Source organism: Pseudoalteromonas sp. APC 3691, from assembly GCF_030408135.1.
In the GTDB taxonomy this organism is placed as follows: Bacteria; Pseudomonadota; Gammaproteobacteria; order Enterobacterales; family Alteromonadaceae; genus Pseudoalteromonas.
In genome coordinates this window covers 1-12,339 of sequence record NZ_JASDCB010000039.1, presented here as the reverse complement: position 1 = coordinate 12,339, position 12,339 = coordinate 1, and the positions used below count along the sequence as shown (strand labels likewise).

General features: G+C 38.9%; 13 protein-coding genes and 1 pseudogene. 1 reads left to right on the top strand and 13 read right to left on the bottom strand.

Annotated features, from left to right (window positions below):
- Window positions 1-2: 2 nt before the first annotated feature.
- From QL998_RS12980 to QL998_RS12920, 13 genes are read right to left on the bottom strand one after another with little or no spacing between them, the layout of a single operon-like run.
- A complete protein-coding gene (locus QL998_RS12980; protein ID WP_290192856.1) occupies window positions 3-1,232 on the bottom strand; it encodes a beta-ketoacyl-ACP synthase in 1,230 nt (409 codons plus the stop codon).
- Entirely contained in the window at window positions 1,232-1,957 is a 726-nt protein-coding gene (gene fabG / locus QL998_RS12975) for a 3-oxoacyl-ACP reductase FabG (RefSeq protein ID WP_024606156.1), read from the bottom strand. The genes QL998_RS12980 and fabG overlap by 1 nt, the downstream gene beginning before the upstream one ends.
- Window positions 1,954-2,409, bottom strand: coding sequence for a hotdog family protein (locus QL998_RS12970; RefSeq protein WP_024606155.1), 456 nt, complete (start codon window positions 2,407-2,409; stop codon window positions 1,954-1,956). The genes fabG and QL998_RS12970 overlap by 4 nt, the downstream gene beginning before the upstream one ends.
- Window positions 2,402-3,571 carry a beta-ketoacyl-ACP synthase gene (locus QL998_RS12965; RefSeq protein WP_182196542.1) on the bottom strand — a complete coding sequence of 390 codons (1,170 nt, stop codon included), beginning with the start codon at window positions 3,569-3,571 and terminating at the stop codon, window positions 2,402-2,404. Before QL998_RS12965 ends, QL998_RS12970 begins: the two co-directional genes overlap by 8 nt.
- Window positions 3,568-4,128, bottom strand: a complete 561-nt coding sequence (locus tag QL998_RS12960; protein WP_024606153.1) for a DUF3261 domain-containing protein — start codon at window positions 4,126-4,128, stop codon at window positions 3,568-3,570. The genes QL998_RS12965 and QL998_RS12960 overlap by 4 nt, the downstream gene beginning before the upstream one ends.
- On the bottom strand, window positions 4,116-5,354 hold the full coding sequence (locus QL998_RS12955) for an NAD(P)/FAD-dependent oxidoreductase (RefSeq protein ID WP_024606152.1): 1,239 nt from the start codon (window positions 5,352-5,354) through the stop codon (window positions 4,116-4,118). The genes QL998_RS12960 and QL998_RS12955 overlap by 13 nt, the downstream gene beginning before the upstream one ends.
- A 1-nt stretch (window position 5,355) precedes the next feature.
- Window positions 5,356-7,596 (bottom strand): transporter, encoded by a 2,241-nt coding sequence (locus QL998_RS12950; RefSeq protein ID WP_290192847.1) that lies wholly within the window; start codon window positions 7,594-7,596, stop codon window positions 5,356-5,358.
- A gap of 46 nt (window positions 7,597-7,642) precedes the next feature.
- Complete coding sequence (locus QL998_RS12945; protein ID WP_290192846.1) at window positions 7,643-8,152, bottom strand: outer membrane lipoprotein carrier protein LolA; 510 nt, start codon at window positions 8,150-8,152, stop codon at window positions 7,643-7,645.
- Window positions 8,153-8,176: 24 nt separating this feature from the next.
- Window positions 8,177-8,605, bottom strand: coding sequence for an acyl-CoA thioesterase (locus tag QL998_RS12940; RefSeq protein ID WP_290192845.1), 429 nt, complete (start codon window positions 8,603-8,605; stop codon window positions 8,177-8,179).
- Entirely contained in the window at window positions 8,598-10,142 is a 1,545-nt protein-coding gene (locus QL998_RS12935; protein ID WP_290192844.1) for an aromatic amino acid ammonia-lyase, read from the bottom strand. The genes QL998_RS12940 and QL998_RS12935 overlap by 8 nt, the downstream gene beginning before the upstream one ends.
- Entirely contained in the window at window positions 10,135-11,103 is a 969-nt protein-coding gene (locus QL998_RS12930; RefSeq protein ID WP_290192843.1) for an acyltransferase, read from the bottom strand. Before QL998_RS12930 ends, QL998_RS12935 begins: the two co-directional genes overlap by 8 nt.
- The gene (locus QL998_RS12925) at window positions 11,093-11,842 is read right to left on the bottom strand and encodes a glycosyltransferase family 2 protein (RefSeq protein ID WP_024606147.1); all 750 of its coding nucleotides are present in this window, start codon (window positions 11,840-11,842) and stop codon (window positions 11,093-11,095) included. The genes QL998_RS12930 and QL998_RS12925 overlap by 11 nt, the downstream gene beginning before the upstream one ends.
- A complete protein-coding gene (locus QL998_RS12920) occupies window positions 11,835-12,059 on the bottom strand; it encodes a hypothetical protein (protein WP_290192842.1) in 225 nt (74 codons plus the stop codon). Before QL998_RS12920 ends, QL998_RS12925 begins: the two co-directional genes overlap by 8 nt.
- A gap of 153 nt (window positions 12,060-12,212) precedes the next feature.
- On the opposite strand from QL998_RS12920, the pseudogene QL998_RS12915 reads away from it, so the two are divergent.
- Window positions 12,213-12,339: pseudogene (locus QL998_RS12915) on the top strand (IS5/IS1182 family transposase); the annotation flags it as partial.

The following is a 12,339-nucleotide window of genomic DNA, read 5'->3' as shown; positions in this document are numbered from 1 at the left end:
GTTTAATCTACTTTATAGCGTTTAAATATTAAAGAGGTGTTAATACCACCAAACGCAAAGTTATTACTCATCACATAATCGGTATTAATCTCACGCCCTTGATGCTTTATGTAATCAAGCTGAGCACATTCGTCATCAACGTTATCTAAATTAATTGTTGGTGCAAACCAGTTATCAGCCATCATATTAATGCTTGCCCATGCTTCTATTGCACCACAAGCACCTAATGTATGCCCCAAATAACTTTTTAACGAGCTAATAGGTTTGCTGCCCAATGCTCTAAACGTTGCGTGAGACTCGGCAATATCACCTTTATCTGTTGATGTACCATGCGCATTAACGTAACCAATTTTTTCTGATTCTAGATTGGCATCTTGTAGTGCCATTTCTATCGCTAGTTGCATTGTTTTTGATGTTGGTTGAGTAACGTGCTGCCCATCAGAATTACAACCAAAACCAACCACCTCAGCTAATATTGTTGCTCCGCGCGCTTTTGCATGTTCGTATTCTTCTAAAATAAGTGTACCCGCGCCTTCGCCTATCACTAAGCCATCGCGATTTTTATCAAAAGGTCTTGGTGTTTTTTTTGGTGTTTGATTTTGTGTAGATGTAGCATAAAGCGTATCAAATACGGCGGCTTCAGTAATACATAACTCTTCAGCTCCACCAGCCACCATTATTTTTTGTCGGCCAAACTTAATCGCTTCATAGGCGTAGCCTATTCCTTGAGATCCCGATGTACAAGCAGAGCTTGTTGTTATAACACGCCCTTTTAAACCAAAAAACACACCCACATTTACAGGGGCAGTATGCGCCATCATTTTAATGTAACTCGTTGCTGTTACACCTGACATCGACCCCGTTTCCATCATATTTGCAAAGGCGAGTAATGGCGCAGTAGAGCCAGTAGATGAGCCATATGCTATGCCCGTAGAGCCATCTGTTAGACTTTCGTGCTCGAGTAGTTTGGCTTGTTCAAGTGCGCACTCAGTAGCACGAGTTGACATAAGTGACACTCGCCCCATTGAACGGATTTGCTTACGTTTATAATGACTTGGTCGTTCAAAGTGTTTAACTGGCGCGGCTAAACGAGTATTGAGATCGTCGGCTATATCCCACTCTGGCATAGTAACAACAGCATTTTCGCCTTTAATTAAGGCTTGTTTAAATTCAGACCAATCATCGCCCAATGCAGTGACCACAGACATGCCTGTTACAACAACGCGTTTAATCAAACCATGCCACCATTAACCGAAATCACTTGGCGTGTTATGTAAGCTGCATCATCAGACATTAAAAAAGCGACTGTGCCTGCGACTTCTTTAACGCTCCCCATGCGCTTTAGGGGTATCATTTTCATCATTTCATCAATAGGTAATTCATCAGTCATCGCGGTTTCTATTAAACCAGGTGCCACACAATTAACTGTAATTTTGCGTTTTGCCAATTCTAATGCAAGTGCTTTAGTGGCCCCAATAATACCGGCTTTTGCTGCACTATAATTTACTTGCCCTCGGTTACCGGCAATACCCGATACCGATGACATTGTAATTATGCGCCCACCTTTACGGCTTTGTACCATAGGCATTACAGTTGGGTGTACTACATTATAAAACCCATCAAGGCCTGTACGTATTACACAATCCCAGTCTTCCCCTTGCATAGCAGGAAATGCCATATCGTTAGTAATACCTGCATTACACACCACGCCGTAATAAGCGCCATGCTGAGCTATATCTTCTATTATTTGTGTTTTGGCCTGCTCTCTGTCACATACATCAAATTGTAATAAACTGGTGGCTCTACCTAATGCATTAATTTCATCGCATGTTGCTTGAGCTTGCTCAACACCTGCTCTGCAATGTACTGCAATATCAAACCCTTGCTCAGCAAGTTTTAACGCAATAGCTTTACCAATGCCACGGCTTGAACCCGTAACTAAAATTCTTTTTGTCATTGATTTTCTCTTATAAATTCCAACGGATTTTCAGGCTGAAATACATTAATTTTTGCTTGGCAAAGTAGAGTTTCACACGCGAGTATTTGGCATTCAAATACACTTAAACCTGACTCTTCTTGATATAGTTTTTTCACTTCAATAGTCAACTTACTGCCGTTTTTAAAACCCGGTTGATAAGTTTGATATTTTCGCGTGCCAATTAAAAAACCAATTTTTACAGGTTTATTTTCATCATTCGCCAACGCACCAGCATAAGCGGCAATAGACTGCGCCATGTACTCAACACCAATATAGCTAGGTACGCCATTAATCGCAGGACTAAAAAAAGGGCTTTGCTCAGTTATAGTAACTCCGCACTGAGCTTCATCTTCGCTGTATGTCAAAAGGCTATCTATTAAAATCATTGGCGCATCATGCGGGACTACTTGCTCTATAAGGTAATTAGTCAACGTTAACTCCCAATATTAAGCTGGCATTATTACCGCCAAACGCAAATGAATTAGATAAGCAGTATTTAAGAGCGGGCTTAAACGCTTGTTTTATTATTTTTATATCAGCCAAATCACTGCCTTCTTTAATCACGTTATATGGCAGCATATGTTGGCCGCTGTCTTTTAATAATAACCAACATATACCGGCTTCAATAGCGCCTGCAGCACCAAGGGTATGCCCTGTTAAATGCTTACTAGAGCTAAGCGGGGTATTGTTGCCAAACACGCGATTAATTGCAAGTGCTTCCATTTCGTCATTTTTTACAGTAGCCGTACCGTGAGCGTTAATATAATCAATATCACCACAGGATAACTTTGCACTTTTTAGTGCTTTTTCCATTGAGGCTTGGGCGCCCACCCCATTAGGATCGGGGGCTGACATATGATGCGCATCTGAACTTTCGCCACAGCCTAGTAACATTACGCCGTTATTTGTTATTGGCATATTTTTAGTCATTACAAATAAAGCGGCCCCTTCACCAATATTTATGCCGTCTCTGGTGCTAGAAAAAGGCTGGCATAAACCCAAGCTTAATGAAGCGAGCGAATCAAAGCCATTAATTGTTAATTGGCACAAACTATCCGCACCACCACAAATTACCACATCGGCTAAATCAGCATTTAGCAAAGCTCGGGCGCTAATTAACGCTTTGCTACTCGACGTGCACGCAGTAGAAATACTGTAACAAGGCCCTAGAGCCCCTATTTTATGTGCAATGTAATGAGCGGGTGTAGCTAACTCTTGATCACTGTAACTAAAGTCATCAGGCCAGAGTTTTGTACTTTCATAGCTTTTACGCGCTCTTTCACCATCATGAATACCTGATGTACTAGTACCCATTACAATTGCGATACGCGACTTATCAATATGCGAAAGTTTATCTAAGGTTGGCTTAATCTGCTCTAAAGCTAGATCAATAAATGTATTGATACGTTTATTATTTGATAAAGCAATAGACTGAACTTGCCCAACATAAAGCGGAGTTTGCTCAGCACTTAAACTTGTATTTAAAGTTAATAAAGGAGTTGCAGGTTTATATTTATTTAAGCTTGTTGTGGTTGCATCTTGGCCTATGCCCATCGCGCTCACAATGCCTAAATCATTCAGCCAATATGTCACTGTTCTACCTTTTTAAATGTTATTTGATACTGATGTAAAATATTGTTCAACGTTGTCGACTCACCACTATAGTCAATGGTGATAAATGTACCCTCATCGTTAAATACTTCCCGATTAGAGCCAACCTGCTCTATTAAAGCACCCTCTAACTGCTTTTGTAAAAATGCTACTGGCCAATGTACTAATGCAATATCCGCCAAGATATAATGAGGGTCTATCCCTTCTACCGCCAGCATATTTCGTGTTTTTACCGGGCCATTTAAAGGTTTTTCAAGCTCCATAATTGGAAAGCCTTGTACTGTCATTAACAATAACTTAATTGCACCTTTGTCATTTATAGCTAATTGGGCAAATACAGTATGTGTTTTTTGCTGATTTGTAATATACAAAACATGCTGCCAAGACCTATCAAACATTTGTGCTGGCACGCTATTAATATTTAATTGAATATTAGGTGATAGATACACTCTATTCTTAGATGCTGTAAAACTCGTACAGGCGCTCAATACAGCAAATATGAATACACTACACACCGCATACTTAATTAATTTTGACATAACTGAGCCAAGACATTTAAACGGCGTTCACTTTGTGCAACAAATGGGTTATTTGTATCCCATGCGTAGCCCGCTAAAATAGCACTAATCATTTCTCGTACCTGAGTATTTTGCTCAGAGTAAAATATTACATCCTGAAAACGCGTATCGTACCATCCTGTTACAAAGGTTCTAAAACAATCAACTCCAGCTTGTAATGGCTGTGCGTAGTGAGTGTCAAAATCGACGACTTCGTTTTTTAAATAGCAATCAACAAGTGGAGCAACTAAATTTGCAGATTTAAGTGCAATTGTTACACCTGATGAAAATACCGGATCTAAAAATTCCCCCGCATTACCTAATAAAGCAAAGTGCTTACCATATAACTTACTCACATTTGCCGAGTAGCCTTTAATATTTTTTGCTGGAGTTAATAACTCTCGTTGTGCTAACAGTGTTTTTAAATAAGGATCTTGCTCTATAAATTGATTTAGTAAATCGCTAGATTCGTCGTCATTAAAACGCTCTGACTGCGCCACCACCCCAATACTCGCAGTACCATCACTAAAGGGAATAAGCCAATACCACACATCAGAATATTGAGGGTGCACGGTAATCAAAATTTTATTACGATCGAAGCTTGAATCACTAATATTGTCTTTAAAATGACTAAAATAAGCGCTGCGAACAGGAAAGCTAGAGGGAAGTTCTAAATCTAACAATTTTGGTAATACACGCCCAAAGCCACTTGCGTCCAATACAAATCGGGCATTAACGCGGTAAGCTTGTTGCTGCTCATTGTGTACCACTAATGATGCACCATTTGGCTCATCACAGTAGTCAACCACGGTGTGCTTATATCTGATCTCTACGCCTTGTCCTTGTGCTTTGTCTGCTAATAATTTGTCAAAGTCAGCTCTTTTCACTTGATACGTAGTGCCTGGGCCTTTAGTAAATTTTTCGGTAAAGTTTATAGTCGTATTTTGCCCTGCCCGATGAAAAGCAGCGCCATCTTTAAACTGAAAACCTAAAGTCGCTGCATTGTTATGCAGTATATCGATTAAGCCCGCCTCTTCTAAGAACGCCATACATTGCGGCAGTAAGCTTTCACCAATTGAAAAACGTGGAAACGCCTGCTGTTCAAGTACCAGCACCCGCCATCCCTTTTGTACTAAAAGGCTACTAGCCAATGCACCCGAAGGCCCAGCGCCAATAACAACAACATCGTACTGCTCAAGGTTATTCAAATTATTGTTCCTTTTGAGGCTTTAAAACACTCAGCGGTGATAAAAAGTAAATAGCTAAAATCCCTACCATTACACTCAGCCCAAAGCTAAAAATAGCCGGTGTATCAGATGCACTCAACATCCCAAATACCCACATTGATGACGCAGCCGATAAGCTAATCGCTAACACATTTTTGGGCTCTAACTTATTTATTTGATAAAAAACGAGGTAATCAATTGCTAATGCAATAACAAGTAACGCACCGAGTAAATTAAATAACGACAAGCTACCTTGAATCGCATTACATACCCAAAGCATGCTCAACACCACAACAGATAAAATGGTCACCTGCAGCAGCGCTATCTTAATCGTAAATCGCCAACTAAAAAGCAGCCAACTAATAAAACCCGCAAGCACTAGGCTTAATAGTAAATATTCACGGTAATCACTTAATAAAGCACTAATTTGTTTAGGTTTATTATAAAGGTAAATTCCATTGTTTTTTTCAACCTCATTAATTAGTTGATCAGATGAAATACCCGAAATAGACACCCATGTTATCGATTGTTCTGACTCAACAACCATTTGAGAAAGCAGTAATGGTTTAAATGTACTCGTGGCGAGTGTTTCATAAGTTAATAACGGTGCCTTTGTACTTACTAACGCTTGCCCTGTAACGCGCTCTGCAATATCCAAAGTCCCTTTGTTTTTAGCCTGTTCAAACAAGGCTTGGTTATCCCTCTGCTTTTGTAAACTAGGCAACCAATGGCTAATGCTATTATGTTTAAAATTAGGGTTTAGTTGGGTTAAGCGTTTTAAAAATTGTTCTTGTTTTTGTAAAAGCGCTTCGTCGCTATCTGCAAACATAAAAACAATTTGGCTATCCCATTGCCCAAGTAATAACAAATGCTTTTTTTCGTTTAGCATTAAATGTTCGGAGCTTGCATTTAATAGCTTTACATCATCATTAAAGCTAATAGGTTTTATTAAAAATAACGCACTTATAAGGGCTAATAATGTAATGAGTATCGGTTTTTTTAAACTATTGCAGTATAAAAAAACCTTAATGAGCTTTTGACTCATCAATAAACTCGAAGGCGATAACCTGAGTGTAGATTGCCACAATGGCAAAACTAAAACTGTAAATAGCCAAGCACTCACTAAACCCGCAATAACAAACACGCCAACTTGAGATAATAACGTTAGTGGCGCACCTAGTAAGCAACAATAACCCAACGTAGTCGTAATAAGAGAGAGTAAAAGCGCAGATTGTGTCCCTTTGCTGTAGCCTTTTTCATACTCTTTTTTGGCTAAATCAGTCATACCATGAAATGCATAATCAATGGCAATACCAATCAAGGTAACTGCAAAAACAAGCGTTAATAAATGAATAGTCTTAAACAGCAACACCATAGCGATAGCGCCGCCAATAAGTGCACTCAGTACGGTAAAGCTTGCTAATAAAATACTGTTTAAACGCCTAAACACCCAAAATACCATAACAATAAGGGCTAATAAGCTAATGCCACCAAACAGGCTCATCTCGTATTTAGCTTGTTCAGCATTTTCAGCCGTATGAAATAGCACACCAGAGTAAGTAATGCTTAAATCAGGGTAGGTTTTATTAAGTATATTTATCTGTTTAATTATCGCGCCAGCTAAATCAATTGATTTATTAACCCCTAAATTTTCAGGCGCTAAGTTTGCCAAAATGACACGGTATTCAACGCCTTTTAAACGTCGAGTTAAACGACCTTGTTCAAGCGTAAACAATTGGCTTTGTTTTAAGTTATCTCCTATAAATGCCGCTAGGCTCAAACTTGTATCTTTGCTTAAGGTAGCACTTACAAATGGGTTGCCTAACTGATTTAATTGCTCAAGGTAATAATGTTCAAACGTTGTTTTTTTGCTTAATGTTTGCTTGTAAGTATCACTTAATAACGCATGTTTGAAAGGTGAGAATGTTTGCGCTAAATCGTTAACGGACGGAAAGTTAAATGTGCTTTTAATTGCATTATCGTCAAGCCATTTTTGGAAATCATCAAATGCTTTATTTTTATTATTTCCTGCAAACGAGAACATAATACGGTTAGCATTTTGCTGAAAAAAGACATCTTCAGCATGTGCAATTTGGGAGTGCGACTTTGGCAATAAGCTAAACATATCGGCGCTAAACGTTGGTTTAGACAACCAAAAAGCAGCAGCAAAAAGTAAAGTTAAACTGCTAAACCACCCAACAATAACGGTAATTCGTTTTGTCATTGCACTATTCCCTTAATTAACCACTGCATTATTTAAAAACATAATTTTATTTGGGATAAGTAAATTCAATTTTTGTTTTATTTCCTGAGTGCTCATTTAGTACAATACTGCTCACTTGCTTAGTAGTTTCACATAAAATAAAATCACTAAATAATTGCTGTAACACCCCTTCTTTTGGTGTTAACTGTGTGCAGCTACCTTGCATTTTAGCAATATCAAAACGAGTTACCAACGCACTCATATTTACGCTGAGTAAGTCACTCAGTAATCCTACAAATTGCTCACTACCGGGTTGTTGTATTAACTCACCATTAGCATTTTGTGCAAGCACTTTGCCATTTTCTATTATGAGCATGCTCTCAACAGGCATTTTCACTTGCCAAATGAGCTTTTCATCAATCAACGAAAAAACACCCGACGAAATAAAAGGTTTAGCAAATCCATTAAATTGCTTATATTGCTTAAACTCACCTTTAATTGGTGCTGCATTTACTACAGAGCAAAACAGTAAAAAGCTAATGGCTACACTCAATGTAAAACATTTTAATAAATTCATTTAAATCGCCTATAAAATCAAAATTTAATCCAAAACCGCTTTTAATTTATTAAATAAAATAGCGGGCGATTCAAATTGCATTTCTTTAGAGCTAACCTCAATTGCAACTTGTGTGGTTGAGGCTTTAGTAAGGCGCTTGTTAGTTAGCGAGTCAGTGATTACGTAATCAATCCGTAGTCTATTCTCGTATTCTTTTAAATAAGCCGCTACTTTAATTTTTTGAGTAAATACCGCTGAGGCAACATACTTTATTTGCATATCAACTATAGGCCACGCGTAGCCCGATTCATGCATTTGTGGGTAATCATAATCAAATAAACGCAGTAGCTCGCAGCGCGCTACTTCTAAGTAACGTGGGTAGTTACCATGCCATACAACATTCATTGGGTCGCAGTCATGAAATGGAATTTCGATTTCTACCACATGCGTTAATAATGCACCTTTACTATTCATACAACGCCCAACGTTTAGTTTGAATATACCCTATTGTTTGCCTTAGCACGGCTTCCATAGGTCTATCTTCAGTGAGGTTTTCAAAGTAATCAGTTATATCGGTATACATGTTTTGCATATCTTGCGTTAAAGTTGAAAACTCAAGATCGCCTTGCTTAATACGTAATCTAACACCTTGAATACTGGCTAATAACGTACTTGCTAACACTTGTTCTGTTAGTTGTAAAATACGTAAGCAATCGCGAGACGCAATAGTCCCCATACTCACTTTATCTTGATTGTGGCACTCTGTAGAGCGAGAAAAAACACTGGCCGGCATAGTTAGCTTTAATGCTTCAGCAGTGTAAGCACTGCAGCCAATTTGAACAGCCTTAAAGCCATGATTAATATAACGGCGCTCTGGTGCACTATCAGACAAGTTTGCAGGTAGGCCATTGTTGTACTTAGTATCAACCAGAGACGCGATTTGTCTGTCGGCTAAATCAGCAAGATTTGCAACGGCTGTTTTCATGCTATCCATTGCCATTGCAATGTGGCCTCCGTAAAAATGCCCGCCGTGCAATACATGCTCACCTTGGCCGTCAATTATTGGGTTATCGTTTGCTGAGTTAAGCTCGTTTTCTATCATGTGCCTAAAAAACGGCAGACTGTCTTGCAGCACACCAATAACATGGGGTGCACAACGGATTGAATACCTATCTTGAAGTCTGTCTGCATTACGAGGGTGATCGTGATGGTTTAAATCTTCTCTTATCCAACGTGCAATTTGTTGCTGCCCAGGATGTGGCTTAACTGAAAATAATATCTCATCAAAATGATGGCTATTTCCTTTAAGCGCTAAGCTTGATAATGCAGTAATACGGCTTGCCAGTTTAGCTAAGTAATTAGCCCTATCAAACGCTAAACACGCTAATGCAGTCATTACCGCTGTGCCATTCATAACCGCAAGACCTTCTTTTGGCCTTAGTGTTAGTGGCTCTAAGCCAACTTCTTTCATAACTTCAGCACTGTTACGTACTTGGTCTTTGTAAAACACATCACGCTCGCCTACCATCGCACCTGCAACGTAAGATAACGGTGTTAAATCGCCACTGGCACCTACTGACCCTTCTTGTGGGATCACAGGCACTATATCGTTATTTAAGTAATCTTTAAGTAGGTGCAGCATTTCCCAGCTAATACCAGAGTAGCCCTGTGAAAGTGATGTTAAACGGGTCGCTAAAATTGCACGCCCTTGCACTTTATTAAATACATCCCCGAGTCCACAGCCATGAAAACGAGTTAAATGCAGAGGTAGTTCATCAACTAAATCAAGGGGTACAGCCACCGTTACAGAATCACCGTAACCAGTTGTAACGCCGTAAATTACGCCATCTTCTTTTAAAAGTGTGTCTAAAAAACGCAAAGCGCTATTAATTTTACCGCTAAAAGTTTCACAGCTATTTAATTGCACTTGTGTTTCATTAAAGGCAACTCGAACAATATCTTCAATTGATAATCGCTGATTGCCAAAAAGCTGTATATTTTGTTCAGTCACACTTGCTCTCCATTGATTGATCGCGCACTACCTGCTGATCACTTTTCCAAAAATCGTAAAAATTAAACCACTGATAAGGATATAAAGCTGCGTAATAACTCAAACGCTGTGCATAGTCAGTAATAATAAGTGTTAGCGCCTGCTGTCGCTCTCGTCGAGGCATTTTTAATGATTGGCTGTAATGTTCAAATATCACTTGATACTTTTTGCTTTTTTTATCTTTTAAACAAAACAAAAAGTAAACAGGGCAATCAAGCAGCGCGGCTAATATAAAAGGCCCCTGTGAAAATGGGGCTTTTTTGCCTAAAAATGGTACCTGTACCGACCGAGAAGCCGTTGTTGTGCTTGTTCTATCGCCAACAATAACGATTATTTCTCCCTGCTCTACTTTTTCTTTTAGTAAAATAGCTAAGTCAGGCCCCATATCAGTCACTTGTATTAAATTAACCGACACATCTGGGTTAATCTTTTTAAGCATTTTATTAAATTCAACAGCGTGATGGGTAAACACCAGTACATTTATTTTTTTACTGCTGCGGTGCTGGCTAAGTGCCCTGCACACCTCTAAATTACCCAAGTGGGAACCTATAAAAATAGCCCCTTGATTTTGCTCATCTAGCTCAGCAAATAAATGCTCATTCGTGTATTTAATATCACGTTGAGTTATTCGCCCAAGCCAAGCATCAATTTTATCTAATGCGCTATCTGCAAAACTGCAAAAGTGCGTTAATTGCATTTTAAACGTAACAGGTTGTTTGCAGCCTTGGTAAACATTAACTTGCTCTAAAAACACTTTAGATGCTACACGCGCTACTTTTCCTGTTAAAAAAAGATAAAAAACCACAGGAAACAAAACAATCCACAGCCCTTTTCTACCCAGTAATTTATGAGCAAATAACAGTATTTGAATACCTAAGAAATTACCGCGCTCTTGCATTTTAGACCAGTGTTTAGCCGCCATAACGCCTCTTTAATTTATACCAAATTAACACAGGAGAGCGAATCAACATTCCAAAAAACAAGCGGGTGTGTAACCACGAAATACGCACGTTATCGTGTAATGGCTGAAAATGAGAAAGCCCATTTTCGGGGTAAATTACTTGGCTAGGTAAAAATACAAAAGGCACATTGCGCCAATATAAACGCACTAAAATTTCGGGGTCAAAATCCATGCGTTTTCCAAGCGATACCTCATCAATTAGCTTTGTACTTTGCTCAAGCGGATACACTCTAAAGCCACACATTGAATCTACAATTGTAAAACTTAACGTTTCAATCCATACCCAAACATGCGTTAAATAACGTGCTAAATAACGGTGTTTAGGCACTGAATCGTCATATATTGGGCAACAGCTGATAAGCGCTTTAGGCTGAGCGTTTGAAAGCGCTATTAGTTTTTTAATATCAGATAAGTCATGCTGCCCATCTGCATCAATCTGTATCGCATGCGAAAAACCTAGCTTATGTGCCTGCTTTAAGCCTGTTTGTACCGCGCCGCCTTTGCCTTGATTATCGTCGTGGGCAACTACACTCAACTGCGCGTGTTTTGCATCAAGCTTACTGAACACATTTTTAGCTTCGGCGTTGCTTGCGTCATCAACCATAATAATAGGAAGATTAAATGACGATAATTGGCTCAGTACATCATCAATAACCGTAACGTGATTATAATTTGGGATAACAATACAAAAGTTATTCATTTATCAGGCTATCAAAAACAACACGGCCAGATGCATGCTGTCCTTTGTTTGAATTATACGAAAAGGTATATTTATTCTCTGCTTTTTGCTCAAGCAATAATTCGATTGTTATACCTGGGGTAATCACTACCTGAAATTTTAATACTTCAACATTTTTAACAGGTTGCTGAACATTATAATATTTACAAATTGCAGCCACAGCCCAGTCTAATTGCACAACACCTGCGAGTATTGGGCCATCTGTAAAGTGTCCTTTGAAATAATCTAAATCATGAGGAACTAGGGCGTGTTGATCTTTGTGGTATGAAAAACAAACAGCATGAAGATAAGGTATAATTGAATTCGCCAGAAAACTTTACACCGAACCTATATGCCAAGATTAATGTTAACAGACGGGACATGGAATGTCTTATCAAAAGTAATGTACTTAAGTGGTCGAATTTATAATAAGCCCGACCATAGAAAAACGCTCGAAGGCATACTGTATAAGATGCGCA

What these genes read in the sequence shown, in the direction of transcription:
- fabG (WP_024606156.1), bottom strand. Translation starts at nt 1,957, where the DNA reads ATGACAAAAAGAATTTTAGTTACGGGTTCAAGCCGTGGCATTGGTAAA.
- QL998_RS12960 (WP_024606153.1), bottom strand. Translation starts at nt 4,128, where the DNA reads ATGTCAAAATTAATTAAGTATGCGGTGTGTAGTGTATTCATATTTGCT.
- QL998_RS12950 (WP_290192847.1), bottom strand. Translation starts at nt 7,596, where the DNA reads ATGACAAAACGAATTACCGTTATTGTTGGGTGGTTTAGCAGTTTAACT.
- QL998_RS12945 (WP_290192846.1), bottom strand. Translation starts at nt 8,152, where the DNA reads ATGAATTTATTAAAATGTTTTACATTGAGTGTAGCCATTAGCTTTTTA.
- QL998_RS12940 (WP_290192845.1), bottom strand. Translation starts at nt 8,605, where the DNA reads ATGAATAGTAAAGGTGCATTATTAACGCATGTGGTAGAAATCGAAATT.
- QL998_RS12930 (WP_290192843.1), bottom strand. Translation starts at nt 11,103, where the DNA reads ATGGCGGCTAAACACTGGTCTAAAATGCAAGAGCGCGGTAATTTCTTA.
- QL998_RS12925 (WP_024606147.1), bottom strand. Translation starts at nt 11,842, where the DNA reads ATGAATAACTTTTGTATTGTTATCCCAAATTATAATCACGTTACGGTT.